Below are 14,893 nucleotides of genomic sequence, written 5' to 3' on the forward strand. Positions count from 1 at the left end.
CGCGTCTCGGGTTCAGTTCTCGAATCAATCAGGCAAAAATGTCCATTGGCACTATCTGTCACCCAGGCTGGTCTCGTTACACGGCCGAGACCATGCACCTGACCCTCCGGCCGCCAGCGCCGGTCTACTCGTCGCAAACCATCGCACCAATCTACCGGTGCGCTCGCCCCGCAACCAACCACCTCCATAGCCGCCGAGCATCGGCCCAGGTAAAGCCTGCCACCCACGTTTGCTGACGCTTGTCTGCGTTCTCAGATCCCCGCTGGATGACCTGTGCACCGCGGCAACTGAGTGATGGATCACACCGATTGGTCTGCTGTGCTGGAGTGGGTGTTACCGGGCCCTGGCCGGGTCGTAGAGGTGCGACTGGGCGCAGTCGATGGACGTGGCCAGCGCGCGGCCCACCAGGATCACCGCGGCTTGACGCAGGCCGGCCGCCGCCACCTGCTCGGCGATGTCGGACAGAGTGCCGCGCAGAACGAGTTGTTCGGGTTGGCTGGCGCGATAGACGACAGCGACGGGGCAGTCCGCGCCGTACTCGGCGACCAGCTCCTGCGCCAGCACTCCGATCCGGGTGATCGCGAGATGCAGGACGAGCGTCGCGCCGGTGGCGGCGAAGTTCGCCAGTGCCTCGCCCTGCGGCATCGCGGTGGAGCGGGCCTGGGTGCGGGTGAGCACTACCGACTGGACGACCTCGGGGACGGTCAGTTCGGTACCGAGGGCGGCAGCCGCGGCCGCGTAAGCGGGGACGCCGGGGGTGATGTCCCATGCCACGTTGTGGGCGTCGAGTCTGCGGGTCTGCTCGGTGAGGGCCGAATAGATCGACGGGTCTCCGGAACACAGCCGCGCCACGTCCTTTCCCGCCTCGGTGGCGCGCACGAGGTGGTCGATGATCTGGTCCAGGTTCAGGTGCTGGGTGTCGATCAGTTCGGCGCCGGGCGCGCAGTGGGCCAGCACCTCGGGGTCGAGGTAGGTGCCCGCGTAGAGGCAGACCGGACTGTCACGCAGGAGGGTGACCGCTCGCACCGTGAGCAGGTCGGCGGCGCCGGGGCCTGCCCCGATGAAGTGCACAGTCATAGTCGGGAGTCTAGGAGTGCCGCCGAGACCGGGAGACAAGTAGGTTCTGTGTCGGATGGCAAGCGGCGGCGACGAGGAAACGGGGGTCCGCGATGCGGGTTTCGAGTAGGTCCGGTGGAGTGCGCGGCGCGGGCGCGTGCGCGGTGGTAGTCATGGCCGCCACGCTGGCGACAGGGTGCTCGGGTGCGAAGATCGTCGGCCAGGCCACCGCCACCGCGGACAGTTTCGCCCCGTCCGCGGACAACCGCGACCCCTCGCTACAGATTCGCGGCGTCGTCGTCACCGAGATCGCGCCGGGCCAGCAGCACGTGCGGCCGAACCAGCGAGTCGCCTACCCGGCGATTCCCCCGGTGGGCGGACCACACGACGCGCAATGGGCCGCCTGCACCGGCGTCGTCTATTCGAAGGCCCTGCGCACCGAGAACGCGGTCCACTCGCTCGAACACGGCGCGGTGTGGATCGCCTACGACCCCGCGAAGGTGAGCGCGCAGGATCAGGCGGCACTGAGCGCCAGGGTCACCGACCGCCAGTACACCCTCATGTCGCCCATCCCCGACATGAGCCACCCGATCTCACTGCAGTCGTGGGGCCACCAGCTCACCGTCGACTCGGCCACCGACGAACGCATCGACCAGTTCATCGTCGCCCTCCGCGAAAACCCGTACACCACCCCGGAAGTCGGCGCGACCTGCTCATCCCCCCTCTTCGACCGCACCGACCCCCCGCCCTACGACCCCTCCCCACCGGGCCCCGACGCGGTCCCGATGTCGGGTACCCGGTAGCCGAACGGAGGCCGACCATGGAGTTGACAAGGGCGCGAACACGTCGATCCCCGCGAGCGAAGTGCGGGTGACGGTCACTGCGTCGACAACAGTGGATATCGCCGCGCTACTGCTCACCGCTGCCGGACAAGTGCGCTCTGACAGCGATTTCGTCTTCTACAACCAACCGGTAGCGTCCGGCGTCGAGGTCGTGGCGCCCGACGCGATTCGAGTGGTTCTCGGGTCGGTGCGTCACTGCTCCGGTGCGTTCGCATCGAAGGTGGCGATCCCGAGCGCCTTCCACGCGGTGAGCAGTTTCCCGTCACCGGATGCGGCAACCAGGTCAGGGTCCTCGAGTTGCGCGGCAGCAGCGCAATGAACAGCGTCATAGCCGCGCAACGCATACCGCTCGGCGAAGACGGCGGCCGACTGGGCCAGCTTCTCGTCCACCTCTGTGATGTTGATCTGTTGCCAGAACTCGCCCCGCAGCCGCGAGGCCGCACGGAACTGACCTTCGTCGAGTCGGCCCATCCGGTGCGCCTGGGCCAGCGCCGCAGCCGATTCGACGTAGAGCAGCCGACACGAGACGACATCATCGGATAGGTCCCAGAATCGTTGACACGCGGCGCTACTGGGTTCGGCGACCAGTAGCGGGATGAACGCCGAAGTGTCGAGGTAGCCGATCACCGGCGCTGATCATCGATCAGGTCGGACACGATCCCGCTGCCCTGAACAGGCTTTCCTGCAGGCTGCTTACGCTGCCGGGCCGGTTGCACACGGCCCTCGGCACGCAGCTGCTCCAAAGCGGTCAGACGATCGACAGGGACGATGCGTGCGATCGGCTTCCCGTGATCGGTCACCGTCACAGTCCGTCCCGCGCGGACCTCAGCCAAATGGCTACTGAGACGGTCTCGCAGTTCCCGCACACCGATCTCCATGACGCTCCTTTTTGTGGCCACAAACGCTTCCTTCATTGTAGCCACATAGGAGGATCTTCGACAGGATCCGTGCCGACAGCGCCCGCTAGCCCGTCATGTCGAACTGCGCGATGATCTTCGTCGGCCGCACACGCACCACGAGTTCGCCCGCGACCCCATTGCGCTGACCGAATTCGTCCGCCTTGTCCGGACCCATATACCGGGCGGCGATGGCGGTGGCGGTTCGCACGAGCTCATCGAGATCTTCGGACAGCGCGACCGTCCCCTGCACCTCGACCAGCCCGTACGGCGGCTCCTCGAGGTCGACACACACCGCCACCCGCGGATCACGCGCGAAAGCCCGCCCCTTGGCCGAATTCTTACCCGTATTGAAAACCAGCTCGTCACCTTCGACGATGAACCACACCGGCGTCACCAGCGGACGCCCATCCGCCGCCGCGAACGCCACCTTGCCCGTTCGCGTTCCGTAGGAAAGAAATTCGCGCACCTTGGGATCAGACAGAGAGGCCATGCGCTCAGGGTAAGTCACCACAACGAACCCCCGCGGTACCTGCGGGCGGCCTGTCAACTGCCACGCTGGAACCACTCACGCCGCACGAACACTCATCTCTACGTGCATCCCCGCCGCGACAACCATATTCACCAGCGCGTCCAAACTGAACAGACTGATCTTTCCTCGCATCAGATCCGAAACTCGAGGCTGAGTCACGCCGAGCCGCTCAGCAGCCGACACCTGCGTCCAGCCGGAACTCTCGATGTGCTCGGTCAACGCAATCATCAGCCGCGACCGCAGCCGCATGTTCTCCGCTTCCTGTGGGGTGTCCTCGATCGCATCCCACACGCTGTCGAACGTCTCGTCCGCCATCAGCGCTCTCCCTTTCCGCTTGCAACACCGGCCCTTGCGTATCGCTTCGTCGCCAGCGCCAGATCAGAATCCGATGTCTTCTGAGTCTTCTTCTGAAAGCAGTGCAGCACAAGGATGCGGTCAGCGAGTTTCGCGACATATATGGCCGCACTCGCGGCGGGCGCCGAGAGGGAACTCGCGCAGGTCATCAAGTGCTGTGCCAACGAACTCGAGTCGCTTCACCAGTCTCAGTATACAAATAATTGTATAAGTTGCACAGCCGAGTTCGGCAGCAAGGCGAGTCGGCCCGGCGATGGGTTCAGATCGCGCCGCTTTCGCGGGCTGTGGCGACGGCGGAGGTGCGGGACTTCACGCCGAGTTTGGCGTAGATGTGGACGAGGTGGGACTTCACGGTGGTTTCGCTGAGGAAGAGTTGTTTGGCTATGTCGCGGTTGGAAAGGCCGGCGGCTACCAGGCGGAGGACTTCTACTTCGCGGGGGCTGAGGGTGGTGTCGGCTCGGCGGACTCGGGTCATCAGGCGGGAGGCGACGGTTGGGGAGAGGACGCTTTCGCCTGCCGAGGCGGCGCGGACCGCGGTCAGGAGTTCGGTGGGTGGAGTGTCTTTGAGGAGGTAGCCGACGGCGCCTGCTTCGATGGCGCCGAGGATGTCGGCGTCGGTGTCGTAGTTGGTGACGACGAGGACGTTCGGCGGGGTGGGCAGGGCACGCAGGTCGGCGGTGGCGGAGGCGCCGGAGCGGCCGTCGCCGAAGCGCAGGTCCATCAAGACCAAGTCGACGGGGGTGGCGGCGCAAAAGGACACTGCCGCATCGGCATCCGCGACATCACCGACGACGGTGATGTCGGCGGCGGCGTCGAGGAGCGCGCGCAGGCCCGCACGGACGATGGCGTGATCGTCGGCGAGGAGAAGGCGGATCACGAGGCCGCTCCGAGCGGGAAGGTCACCGTCACGGCGGTGTGGCCGGGTTCGGATTCGACTGTCACCGCACCGCCCTGTTGCTCGGCGCGGCTGCGCATGGCGGCGAGGCCGAACGCGCCGGATCGGGGGTGGCGCACCATATCCGGTTCGATGCCGATGCCGTCGTCGACGATGTCCAAGTGCGCGTCGGTGTCGCCGTAGGTGAGCGTGACCCGCATGCGCTCGGCCCGCGCGTGCTGCACCACATTGGCCACCGCGCTCTGCGCGATCCGCACCAGCGCCGCCTCGACCGGCATCGGCAGTCGTTCCGGTTCACCCTCGACGAGCAGCTGTGTGGTCAGCGCCGGCGACTGTGCGCGAAGGCAGATACGCTCCAGCGCTTCGGCCAGTGACTGCCCGTCCAGCGCGGCGGGCGACAATTCGTCGATGAGCCTGCGCGTTTCGGCCAGATCTTCGGCGGCCGTCTCCCGCGCGAGCCGAATGCGATCCAGCGCGGGATGATCCGGCGCGGCCTGCTCGGCGGCGTGCAGGAGCAGCTGGATGCTGCTCAGGCCCTGGGCGACGGTGTCGTGGATTTCCTTGGCGAGGCGTTCCCGCTCGGCGAGCTTGCCCGCAGTGCGTTCCTGCTCCGCGAGAACCGCTCTGGTACCGATCAATTCGTCGATCAAACGCTCCCGCTCGACCGCCTCGCGGCGCAGTGCCTGGTAGCCGAGCCCGATTCCGATCGCCACCAACGCGCCGAGCATCGGCCCGACCACCGCACCCGCCGACCAACCGCGATGCGCCGCGAAACCCACCACCCCGACCCCGGTCGCGAGTACCACCGCGATCAGATTCCACGGTCGAGGCAGCAGATGCAGATAGACGAAGAACAACCCGAACGCGAGATACACAGCGTCGGGCGTGAGGGCCAGCAATGCCAGCCACAGCACGGTGAGCACGGCCAGCCACACCCAGACTGCGCTCGACCGGCGAGGGATGGTTGCCGGGAGCTCGGTGCCTGCGAAGTACACGAGCAACCACACCGCCGTCAGCGCGACCACCGCGACACCGTGGCCGCCACCGCCGGGCAGCAGCGCACGCACAGCGACCACCACCGCCAGCGCCGTCACCAGCACGTGCAGGCCGAGCCGCAGCGTGGTGACCACCGGGGTCAACGGGGAGGAGTGCACGCCGACCAGCTTATGTGCGGCAACCAAGCGAGCATCCATCGAAAGAAGTAATCCCCGGCAGACCTTGGATGGACGGCGGTTCGTGCGCCGGTGCGATGGCACCGGCAGCCGAGACGGACACAGTGGAGTCATGTTCGTCGCACTCCGTGATCTGCGGGCCGCCCGTGGCCGCTTCCTGCTCATCACCACCGTCGTGCTCCTGGTGGCGGTGCTGGTGAGTTTCCTCAGCGGCCTCACCGCCGGGCTCGCGCACCAGAACATCTCCGCGGTCCAGGGTATCGACGCCGACCGGGTGGTTTTCGCCGAGACCGGCGCCGATCCGTCCTTCGACTCGTCGGTTCTCACCGAGCAGCAGATCGCGCGGTGGGAATCGGCGGACGCGACCCCGATCGGCATCTCGCGCACCAGGGCCGAGCACGCCGGTGCGAGTCCGACGCAGGTCGCGTTGTTCGGCGGCGACCCGTCGGCATTCAGCAATCGCCCTGCTACCGCTCCCGGCGCCGTGGTGCTGAGTTCGGCGGCGGCTCGCGAGCTGTCGGCGGGCACCGGCGACGTCGTGCTGCTGGCAGGGCACGAGTTCACCGTCGCCGACGTCGCCGGCGACGAGTGGTACAGCCACACCCCCGTGATCTGGACGAGCATGCGGGACTGGCAGGCGGCCGGCCCGCGCGGCGGTGCCGCGACCGTCCTCGCGGTGACCGGCGAGGCCCCCGGCGGCCTCGACGTCGAAGCAGGCACGCACTCGCTGCCCGCGCAGGATGCCGTCCGAGCTATCGGCTCCTACCAGGCCGAGAACAGCTCACTCACCCTGATGACCGTGCTCCTGTTCGCCATCTCGGCCCTGGTGATCGGCGCCTTCTTCACGGTCTGGACCGTGCAGCGCCAACCCGATATCGCCACCTTGAAGGCGCTCGGCGCGACCACCGGCTCCCTGGTCCGTGATGCCCTCGCCCAAGCCGCGATCGTCCTGACCGCGGGCGTCACGGCGGGCCTGGCGATCACCGTCCTCGCCTCACTGTTCCTCGGCGAGGCGATGCCTTTCGTGCTCAGCCCCGCGACAACCCTGGTCCCCGCGCTGGCCCTGATCATCCTCGGGCTGGTCGGCGCCGCTGTCGCCCTGCGCTTCCTGTTCACCACCGACCCACTGACCGCGCTCGGCGCGACCCGCTGACGGCCGTCGCCCGCACCGAGGCCGCGGTGGCGCTGCCGATCCAGCCCACCGCGCGACCAACCGAAGGATCCACTGTGGCACTCACTCTCACGGACGTGACCCTCACCTACCCCGACGGCGCCGACCGTCTCACCGCCCTCGATCGGGTGAATCTGCACGTGCCCGGCGGCACCATCGCCGCGGTGACCGGCGCGTCCGGTTCGGGAAAGTCGAGCCTGCTCGCCGTCGCCGCTACCCTGATCCGACCTGATTCGGGCACGGTCGTGCTCGACACCGAGTCCGGCACCACAGATCTCGCCACGCTGAGCCGACGCGCCGCGGCGACCGCCCGCCGGAACTCGATGGGCATCGTCTTCCAGCAGCCGAACCTCATCCCCTCGCTGACCGCGATCGAGCAACTGGAAGTCACCGCCCACCTCGGCGGCCCGAAACGCGCATCACGCCACGTGACCAGTACCCGCGCGAGAGAACTTCTCGACGCGGTCGGCCTGACCGAACACGCTCACAAACGTCCCGCCCAGCTATCCGGCGGCCAGCGCCAGCGCGCCAACATCGCCCGCGCCCTGATGAACAACCCGGCCCTGCTCGTCGTCGACGAACCGACCAGCGCCCTCGACTCCGAACGCGGCGCCGCCATCATCGACCTCATCACCACCATCGCCCGCGACCACCACGCGGCCACCATCCTCGTCACCCACGACCCCACCCACCTCCACCGCATGGACGCCGTCTACCGCATGACCGACGGCACGCTGATGACGCTGGAAGTGCCGAGCGAGGTCAGCTGACGGTTCCCGGTGGCGCGATCCACTGGGTGGACTGACCGGTTGCTTCGGCGACTGTCTCGAAATCATGGTCGTAATGCAGAATCGTGATGCGATTCGCCTCCGCGGTGGCCGCGATCACCAGATCCGCGGCACCGGCACTGCGATGCTGACCCTGTTCGGTGAGCAACTGCTGAACCTCGTGTGTCCGCGTCCACACACCATCGGGCGTGGGTGCCCAGCCGAACAGTTCACCGAGCAGCTTCTTCTTTCGCAATCGATCGGCGAGTGACGTTGCGCCGTAGAGGAGTTCAAGCCCCACGACATCGCACACCGCGACCGCACCCGCCGTCACTGTCTCCTGCCACGCCTGTTTGACAGCCTGATTCGCGATGAATCTGACGGCAGCGGAGGTATCGATCAATAGCTGATCACGCTCGGTAGTTGGACTTGTCGAGCAGCACGTCGAAGTCGCCCTGCTCCGCCATCTCGGCAAGGCTGTTCAACGCCCGCACGCGCTTGAGCCGCTTGGCGACCTCGGCGAGAGCCACGTTGACGGTTTCCTTCTTCGTCGATGTTCCGAGAAGTTGCTGCGCCTCCGCGAGCGCTTCGTCATCCACGTCGATCAGTAGCTTGGACATTGCCCCACCTGACATTGATGTTTATATACGACCTATATAGATCACATATCAAGGTAACTGCCCCGGCGCACAATCGCGCCTGCGGCAGTACGCGAGGCAGACTGGGTCGATGAGCGATCCGAGGCATCTCATCGTGGTGGATGCGGCCAATGTGATCGGGTCGCGCGCCAACGGATGGTGGAAGGACAGGGCGGGTGCTGCTCGGCGATTTCTCGCCGACGTGGCGGACCTGACTACCCGGCTTCCTGACAACACCGAAGTCACGGTCGTCCTCGAAGGCGCGGCCAAGGCCGCTGCCGACGGTGCCGCGCCCGCCGCACCGCGGATGGAGGTGGTCCTCGCCGAGCGCTCGGGCGACGACAAGATCGTGGACGTGGTCGCCGAGGCCGACTCCTTCGCACGGATCACGGTCGTCACCGCCGACCGCGAGCTCCGCACCCGTGTCGAAGCCAACGGCGCCGAATCCGTCGGCCCCGGCTGGCTCTGGAACCAGCTCGACCGACCCGGCGCCGAAGCGAACTAGCCGGCCGTCAACGCCGCCAGGGCCATCTGCCGCAGCACCGGCCGGGCCCTCGACGCACTCGCCGCCGACGCGCTGTGCGGGGTGGAGTTGATCAGGCCGAATGCAGCGTGGGCCTGTATGCGGGCGGCTTCCTCGGGAAGATCGACGTTCAGTTCGCGCAGGACGCCCACCCAGATCTCGACGTACTGGCGCTGCGTGCGACGCAGGACGCGGCGGTCGTTGGCGGGGACGTTGTCGAGGTCGCGGTCCTGGATGCGGATCAGCTCGGGGTTGCCGAAGGCGAAGTCGAGGTGGAAGTCGACCAGCGCGGTCAGCGCGGTCGCGGCCGACGGTGATTCGTCGACGACGGCGCGGCCGCCCGAGAGCAGGCGCTCACTGATTCCGACCAGGAGTTCGACCAGCAGTGCCTCTTTGTTCGCGAAGTGCCGGTAGACGGCGGGGCCGCTGATGCCGACTGCCGCGCCGAGGTCGTCGAGCCGCACGCCGAAGAAGCCACGGTCGGCGATGAGGCGGGCGCCCGCGGCCAGCAACTGCTCGCGGCGCTGGGCCTTGAGCTGCTCGCGCCGGGTCACCTGGACAGGCTCGGTAGTCGACATTCTGGCCGCCCCCTCTGGACAACTTGGTTAGTCAAGATTAACCTGAATTTCAGTTATTAGCGATTAACCGAATGGGAAGAGTGGCGTGATGACGGTGACGCACGAGACCGACGACGGCACCGTGGCCGCGACGAGCAACCGGGACACGCACGCCGCCCTGGTCGCGGATCTGCGGCACCGGCTGGCCACGGCCGCCCTCGGTGGTCCGCAGAAGTCCCGCGAACGGCATGTGGCCAGGGGCAAGCTGCTCCCCCGCGAACGCGTCGACCAGTTGCTCGACCCCGGCAGCCCGTTCCTCGAGCTGTCCCCGCTGGCGGCCACCGGCATCTACGGCGACGAGTGCCCCGGCGCGGGCGTGATCGCCGGCATCGGCCGCGTCGCGGGCCGCGAGTGCCTGATCCTGGCCAACGACGCGACGGTCAAGGGCGGCACCTACTACCCGATCTCGGTGAAGAAGCACCTGCGCGCGCAGGAGGTGGCCGCCCAGAACAACCTGCCGTGCGTGTACCTCGTCGACTCCGGCGGCGCCTTCCTGCCGCACCAGGACGAGGTGTTCCCCGACCGCGAGCACTTCGGCCGCATCTTCTTCAACCAGGCGAACATGAGCGCCAAGGGCATCGCCCAGATCGCGGCGGTGATGGGTTCGTGCACCGCCGGTGGCGCGTACGTGCCCGCGATGGCCGACGAGGCCGTGATCGTGCGCGACCAGGGCACCATCTTCCTCGGTGGCCCGCCGCTGGTGAAGGCGGCGACCGGCGAGATCGTCACCGCCGAGGACCTCGGCGGCGGCCTGCTGCATTCGCGCACCTCCGGCGTCACCGATCATCTGGCCGACGACGACCGCGACGCGCTGCGGATCGTCCGCAATATCGTCGCCACCCTGGGCCCGCGCCCCGAAGCGCCGTGGGAGGTCCTGCCGAGCACCCCGCCCGCCAAGGCCGAGGACGAGCTCTACGACGTGGTCCCCGTCGACCCGCGCACGCCCTACGACGTGCACGAGGTGATCGACCGCATCATCGACGGCGCGAACGGCTTCCAGGAGTTCAAGGCCGAATACGGCAAGACCCTGATCACCGGATTCGCCCGCATCCACGGCCATCCGGTCGGCATCGTCGCCAACAACGGCGTGCTGTTCGCCGAATCCGCCATGAAAGGCGCGCATTTCATCGAACTGTGTGACAAGCGCAAGATCCCGCTGCTGTTCCTGCAGAACATCACCGGCTTCATGGTCGGGCGCGACTACGAGGCGGGCGGCATCGCCAAGCACGGCGCGAAGATGGTCACCGCGGTGGCGTGCGCGCGGGTACCGAAGCTCACGGTCGTGATCGGCGGCTCCTACGGCGCCGGTAACTACTCCATGTGCGGGCGCGCGTATTCGCCGCGCTTCCTGTGGATGTGGCCCAACGCCCGCATCTCGGTGATGGGTGGCGAACAGGCCGCGTCGGTGCTGGCGACGGTGCGCGGCGATCAGCTCGACAACGCGGGCAAGCCGTGGTCCGAGGCGGATCAGGAGGCGTTCAAGGCGCCGATCCGCGAGCAGTACGAGACCCAGGGCAACCCCTACTACGCGACCGCGCGCATCTGGGACGACGGCGTGATCGCGCCGACCGACACCAGAACCGTGCTCGGCCTTGCCCTGTCGGTGTGCGCGCAAGCGCCGCTCGAACCCGTTTCCTACGGCGTCTTCCGGATGTGAGAGACATGCTGAACAAGAACCACCTCGTCGAATTCGACACCGTGCTGGTCGCCAACCGCGGCGAGATCGCGGTGCGGGTGATCAAGACGCTGCGCGCCATGGGCATTCGCTCGGTCGCGGTGTACAGCGACGCCGATGCCGACGCGCGCCACGTGCGCGAGGCCGACGTCGCGGTGCGGCTCGGACCCGCGCCCGCGCGCGAGAGCTACCTGTCGATCGAGAAGGTCGTCGACGCCGCCGTTCGTTCGGGCGCGCAGGCGGTGCACCCGGGTTATGGCTTCCTGTCGGAGAATTCGGCCTTCGCGTCGGCACTGGCCGACGCGGGCATCGTGTTCCTCGGTCCGCCCGCCAAGGCCATCGAGGTGATGGGCGACAAGATCACCGCGAAGAAGACGGTGACGGCGTTCGGGGTTCCGGTGGTGCCCGGCATCGCCGAACCCGGCCTGACCGATGACCAATTGATCGCCGCCGCGACAGACATCGGTTACCCGGTGCTGGTGAAACCGTCCGCCGGTGGCGGCGGCAAGGGCATGCGCCGGGTCACCGATCCCGCCGACCTGCCCGCCGCGCTGGTGAGTGCCCGGCGCGAAGCCGGGGCGGCGTTCGGCGACGACACCCTGTTCCTGGAACGATTCGTCAACCGGCCCCGCCACATCGAGGTGCAGATCCTGGCCGACAAGTTCGGCAATGTGGTGCACCTGGGTGAGCGCGAATGCAGCTTGCAGCGCAGGCACCAGAAGGTGATCGAGGAGGCTCCGTCGCCGCTGCTGGACGCGCAGACCAGAGCGCGGATCGGCACCGCCGCCTGCAACACCGCCCGCAGCGTGGACTACGTGGGCGCCGGCACCGTGGAGTTCATCGTCTCGGCCGACCAGCCCGACGAGTTCTTCTTCATGGAGATGAACACCCGACTGCAGGTGGAACATCCGGTGACCGAGATGGTCACCGGCGTCGACCTGGTGGAATGCCAGGTGCGCGTCGCCGCGGGGCAGAAACTGGCGCGCACCCAGGACGAGATCCACCTCGTCGGGCACGCGATCGAAGCACGCGTCTATGCCGAGGATCCGGGCCGCGGGTTCCTGCCCACCGGCGGCGCCGTGCTCGCGCTGTCGGAGCCGGAAGGCGCTGGTGTGCGGGTGGATTCGGGGCTCTCGGTGGGCACCGTGGTCGGCAGCGACTACGACCCGATGCTGTCGAAGGTGATCGCGCGGGGCAACACTCGCGCCGACGCGCTCGCCGCGCTGGACCGCGCGTTGGAACAGACCGTGCTGCTCGGCGTGACGAGCAATATCGAATTCCTGCGTTTCCTGCTCGCCGACGACGATGTGCGGGCGGGTCGTCTCGACACCGCGCTGCTGGATCGCCGCGTCGCCGACTTCGTCCCCGCCGAGGCGACCGACGACGAATTCATCGCCGCCGCGACACATCACTGGCTGCGACGCTGGCCCGCCACCGGCGGCGATCCGTGGTCGACCCCGTCGGGTTGGCGTCTCGGCGAGCCCGCCCCGACGGCGATCAGACTGGCCGCGGGCGACCAGGTGCGCCACGTTTTCATCACCGGCACACCGGCTTCGGCGACAGTGTGGCTCGACGAGCCGGGGCCCAGCGCACCGACGTCGAGTCCCGAACCCCGCACGCTCACCGCGACTGTTTCGCCCGACGGTCTCGCGTCGACACTCGACGGGCTGCGACGCGACTACCGCATCGCCGAGGCCGACGGTCAGCTGTGGGTGAGCCACGACGGCGGGCTCGCCGTCCTGCGCGAGGTCGCCGAGGCGAGCGTGCGTGGCGACGCCGCCCACGTGGGCGACGCCGAGATCCGCAGTCCCATGCCGGGTTCGGTGATCGCCGCACCGGTCGAGAACGGCGCGACGGTCGCCGTCGGCGATCCGGTGATCGTGATCGAGGCCATGAAGATGGAGCACGCGCTCACCGCGCCGGTGGCGGGCACGGTCGAGGTGCTCGTCGTCCCCGGCGCCCAGGTGAAGCTGGACCAGGTGCTGGTGCGCGTCGTCGCCCACCCCGCCGAAACCGTCGCAGCGGGAGCCGCGACAGAACCCGCCGTCGCCGATCCGGCCGCGGCACAGACCGAGCGCGAAGGAACCCCCGCATGACCGACTACCTGTCCACCGGTTCGCTGCCGGAGGAATACCGCCAGCTGGCACTCACCGTGCGTGATTTCGCCGACCAGGTCGTCGCGCCGGTGTCGGCGAAACACGATGCCGAACACAGTTTTCCCTATGAGGTCGTGGCGGGCATGGCCGAGATGGGCCTGTTCGGCCTGCCGTTCCCCGAGGAGTTCGGCGGCATGGGCGGCGACTACTTCGCCCTGTGCCTGGCGCTCGAGGAACTCGGCAAGGTCGACCAGAGCGTGGCCATCACCCTCGAGGCGGGTGTGTCGCTGGGCGCCATGCCGATCTACCGCTTCGGCAACGACAAGCAGCGCGCCGAATGGCTGCCCCAGCTCACCAGCGGACAGGCGCTGGCCGGCTTCGGTCTCACCGAACCCGACGCGGGCAGCGACGCGGGCGGCACCAGGACCACCGCCGTGCAGGACGGCGAGAGCTGGGTGATCAACGGCAGCAAGCAGTTCATCACCAACTCCGGCACCGACATCACCCGCCTGGTCACCGTCACCGCGGTCACCGGACAGTCCGGCGGCAAGAAGGAGATCTCCACCATTCTGGTGCCGACTTCCACGCCGGGTTTCGTGGCCGAGCCCGCCTACAACAAGGTCGGCTGGAACGCCTCCGACACCCACCCGCTGAGCTTCACCGATGTGCGGGTGCCGCAGGAGAACCTGCTCGGCGAGCGCGGTCGCGGCTACGCCAACTTCCTGCGCATCCTCGACGAGGGCCGCATCGCCATCGCCGCACTCGCCGTCGGCGCCGCGCAGGGCTGTGTGGACGAGAGCGTGCGCTACGCGGGTGAACGCCAGGCCTTCGGACAGGCGATCGGGCGCAATCAGGCCATCGCGTTCAAGATCGCCCGGATGGAGGCGCGGGCCCACGTCGCGCGCACCGCCTACTACGACGCCGCCGCGCTGATGCTGGCGGGCAAGCCGTTCAAGAAAGCCGCGTCGATCGCGAAGATGGTCGCCAGCGAGGCCGCGATGGACAACGCCCGCGACGCCACCCAGATCTTCGGCGGCAACGGCTTCATGAACGAATACCCGGTGTCGAGGCACTACCGTGACAGCAAGATCCTGGAAATCGGCGAGGGCACCACGGAGGTACAGCTGATGCTGATCGCACGGGAGCTGGGTCTGTGAGCGAAGGTAGGCGGGTCGTTCAGCGCGGACTGTGGTTCGAGGAGTTCGAGATCGGCACGATCTACGAGCACCGGCCCGGCCGCACCATCACCGAGGCCGACAATGTCCTGTTCACCACGCTGACCATGAACACCCAGGCCCTGCACCTGGACGCGGCCTTCGCCGACGCGCAGCCGCCGTTCAATCAGCGCCTGGTGAACTCGATGTTCACGCTGTCGACGCTGGTCGGGCTCTCCGTCGCCCAGCTCACGCAGGGCACGCTGGTCGGCAACCTCGGTTTCTCCGAGATGACCACGCCCGCACCGCTGTTCCACGGCGACACCATGTACGCGGAAACGCTGGTCACCGACAAGCGCGAGTCCAAGAGCCGTCCCGGCGAGGGCATCGTCAGCCTGGCGCACACCGCGCGCAACCAGCACGGCGTGATCGTGGCGACCGCGATACGCAAGACCCTGGTCCGCAAGGCACCGCGGGCATGAGCGGCCACCACCACGCCACCGGG

General features: G+C 67.9%; 19 protein-coding genes and 1 pseudogene. 9 read left to right on the plus strand and 11 right to left on the minus strand.

The features are described 5' to 3' along the window. Window positions 1–333: 333 nt before the first annotated feature. A complete protein-coding gene (gene cobM / locus ACFWFP_RS23580; RefSeq protein ID WP_379298389.1) occupies window positions 334–1,077 on the minus strand; it encodes a precorrin-4 C(11)-methyltransferase in 744 nt (247 codons plus the stop codon). Window positions 1,078–1,229: 152 nt separating this feature from the next. Between cobM and ACFWFP_RS23585 the strand changes: the two genes are divergently transcribed. Both ACFWFP_RS23585 and ACFWFP_RS23590 read left to right on the plus strand, forming a co-directional pair. Then, window positions 1,230–1,859, plus strand: coding sequence for a DUF3105 domain-containing protein (locus tag ACFWFP_RS23585; RefSeq protein WP_379298391.1), 630 nt, complete (start codon window positions 1,230–1,232; stop codon window positions 1,857–1,859). A 67-nt stretch (window positions 1,860–1,926) separates the two neighbouring features. Continuing rightward, window positions 1,927–2,031: pseudogene (locus ACFWFP_RS23590) on the plus strand (TerD family protein); the annotation flags it as partial. Window positions 2,032–2,090: 59 nt separating this feature from the next. Here ACFWFP_RS23590 and ACFWFP_RS23595 read toward each other — a convergent pair. From ACFWFP_RS23595 to ACFWFP_RS23625, 7 genes are all read right to left on the minus strand, one after another. Beyond that, complete coding sequence (locus tag ACFWFP_RS23595; RefSeq protein WP_379298393.1) at window positions 2,091–2,525, minus strand: type II toxin-antitoxin system VapC family toxin; 435 nt, start codon at window positions 2,523–2,525, stop codon at window positions 2,091–2,093. After that, a complete protein-coding gene (locus tag ACFWFP_RS23600) occupies window positions 2,522–2,776 on the minus strand; it encodes a type II toxin-antitoxin system Phd/YefM family antitoxin (RefSeq protein ID WP_379298395.1) in 255 nt (84 codons plus the stop codon). Before ACFWFP_RS23600 ends, ACFWFP_RS23595 begins: the two co-directional genes overlap by 4 nt. An 85-nt stretch (window positions 2,777–2,861) precedes the next feature. Beyond that, window positions 2,862–3,287, minus strand: a complete 426-nt coding sequence (locus ACFWFP_RS23605) for a PPOX class F420-dependent oxidoreductase (protein WP_379298397.1) — start codon at window positions 3,285–3,287, stop codon at window positions 2,862–2,864. A 75-nt stretch (window positions 3,288–3,362) separates the two neighbouring features. Beyond that, window positions 3,363–3,641 carry a helix-turn-helix domain-containing protein gene (locus ACFWFP_RS23610; RefSeq protein WP_378913330.1) on the minus strand — a complete coding sequence of 93 codons (279 nt, stop codon included), beginning with the start codon at window positions 3,639–3,641 and terminating at the stop codon, window positions 3,363–3,365. Continuing rightward, complete coding sequence (locus ACFWFP_RS23615) at window positions 3,641–3,829, minus strand: type II toxin-antitoxin system RelE/ParE family toxin (RefSeq protein ID WP_379298891.1); 189 nt, start codon at window positions 3,827–3,829, stop codon at window positions 3,641–3,643. Before ACFWFP_RS23615 ends, ACFWFP_RS23610 begins: the two co-directional genes overlap by 1 nt. Window positions 3,830–3,939: 110 nt before the next feature. Beyond that, a complete protein-coding gene (locus ACFWFP_RS23620; RefSeq protein ID WP_379298399.1) occupies window positions 3,940–4,557 on the minus strand; it encodes a LuxR C-terminal-related transcriptional regulator in 618 nt (205 codons plus the stop codon). Beyond that, window positions 4,554–5,729 (minus strand): sensor histidine kinase, encoded by a 1,176-nt coding sequence (locus tag ACFWFP_RS23625; RefSeq protein ID WP_379298893.1) that lies wholly within the window; start codon window positions 5,727–5,729, stop codon window positions 4,554–4,556. The genes ACFWFP_RS23620 and ACFWFP_RS23625 overlap by 4 nt, the downstream gene beginning before the upstream one ends. A gap of 130 nt (window positions 5,730–5,859) precedes the next feature. On the opposite strand from ACFWFP_RS23625, the gene ACFWFP_RS23630 reads away from it, so the two are divergent. Both ACFWFP_RS23630 and ACFWFP_RS23635 read left to right on the plus strand, forming a co-directional pair. After that, the gene (locus ACFWFP_RS23630) at window positions 5,860–6,900 is read left to right on the plus strand and encodes an ABC transporter permease (protein WP_379298401.1); all 1,041 of its coding nucleotides are present in this window, start codon (window positions 5,860–5,862) and stop codon (window positions 6,898–6,900) included. 74 nt (window positions 6,901–6,974) lie between these two features. Next, a complete protein-coding gene (locus ACFWFP_RS23635; protein WP_379298403.1) occupies window positions 6,975–7,688 on the plus strand; it encodes an ABC transporter ATP-binding protein in 714 nt (237 codons plus the stop codon). Here the strand turns inward: ACFWFP_RS23635 and ACFWFP_RS23640 are convergent. Then, the gene (locus ACFWFP_RS23640; protein ID WP_379298405.1) at window positions 7,681–8,088 is read right to left on the minus strand and encodes a PIN domain nuclease; all 408 of its coding nucleotides are present in this window, start codon (window positions 8,086–8,088) and stop codon (window positions 7,681–7,683) included. The two genes, ACFWFP_RS23635 and ACFWFP_RS23640, sit on opposite strands and share 8 nt — an antisense overlap. Window positions 8,089–8,095: 7 nt before the next feature. Next, window positions 8,096–8,305 carry a type II toxin-antitoxin system VapB family antitoxin gene (locus ACFWFP_RS23645; protein ID WP_379298407.1) on the minus strand — a complete coding sequence of 70 codons (210 nt, stop codon included), beginning with the start codon at window positions 8,303–8,305 and terminating at the stop codon, window positions 8,096–8,098. 109 nt (window positions 8,306–8,414) lie between these two features. Between ACFWFP_RS23645 and ACFWFP_RS23650 the strand changes: the two genes are divergently transcribed. After that, window positions 8,415–8,828, plus strand: a complete 414-nt coding sequence (locus tag ACFWFP_RS23650) for an NYN domain-containing protein (protein ID WP_379298409.1) — start codon at window positions 8,415–8,417, stop codon at window positions 8,826–8,828. Here ACFWFP_RS23650 and ACFWFP_RS23655 read toward each other — a convergent pair. Beyond that, window positions 8,825–9,424 (minus strand): TetR/AcrR family transcriptional regulator, encoded by a 600-nt coding sequence (locus tag ACFWFP_RS23655; protein ID WP_379298411.1) that lies wholly within the window; start codon window positions 9,422–9,424, stop codon window positions 8,825–8,827. The genes ACFWFP_RS23650 and ACFWFP_RS23655 overlap by 4 nt on opposite strands. An 88-nt stretch (window positions 9,425–9,512) precedes the next feature. Between ACFWFP_RS23655 and ACFWFP_RS23660 the strand changes: the two genes are divergently transcribed. The 4 genes from ACFWFP_RS23660 to ACFWFP_RS23675 are packed head-to-tail and all read left to right on the plus strand — an operon-like array spanning window position 9,513 to window position 14,870. Then, entirely contained in the window at window positions 9,513–11,120 is a 1,608-nt protein-coding gene (locus tag ACFWFP_RS23660; protein ID WP_379298413.1) for a carboxyl transferase domain-containing protein, read from the plus strand. 5 nt (window positions 11,121–11,125) lie between these two features. Beyond that, complete coding sequence (locus ACFWFP_RS23665) at window positions 11,126–13,234, plus strand: biotin carboxylase N-terminal domain-containing protein (protein WP_379298415.1); 2,109 nt, start codon at window positions 11,126–11,128, stop codon at window positions 13,232–13,234. After that, entirely contained in the window at window positions 13,231–14,391 is a 1,161-nt protein-coding gene (locus tag ACFWFP_RS23670; RefSeq protein ID WP_379298417.1) for an acyl-CoA dehydrogenase family protein, read from the plus strand. The genes ACFWFP_RS23665 and ACFWFP_RS23670 overlap by 4 nt, the downstream gene beginning before the upstream one ends. Next, window positions 14,388–14,870 carry a MaoC family dehydratase gene (locus ACFWFP_RS23675; protein ID WP_379298419.1) on the plus strand — a complete coding sequence of 161 codons (483 nt, stop codon included), beginning with the start codon at window positions 14,388–14,390 and terminating at the stop codon, window positions 14,868–14,870. Before ACFWFP_RS23670 ends, ACFWFP_RS23675 begins: the two co-directional genes overlap by 4 nt. Window positions 14,871–14,893 lie beyond the last annotated feature (23 nt).

The sequence above is a fragment of the Nocardia sp. NPDC060249 genome (assembly GCF_042728755.1).
In the GTDB taxonomy this organism is placed as follows: Bacteria; Actinomycetota; Actinomycetes; order Mycobacteriales; family Mycobacteriaceae; genus Nocardia.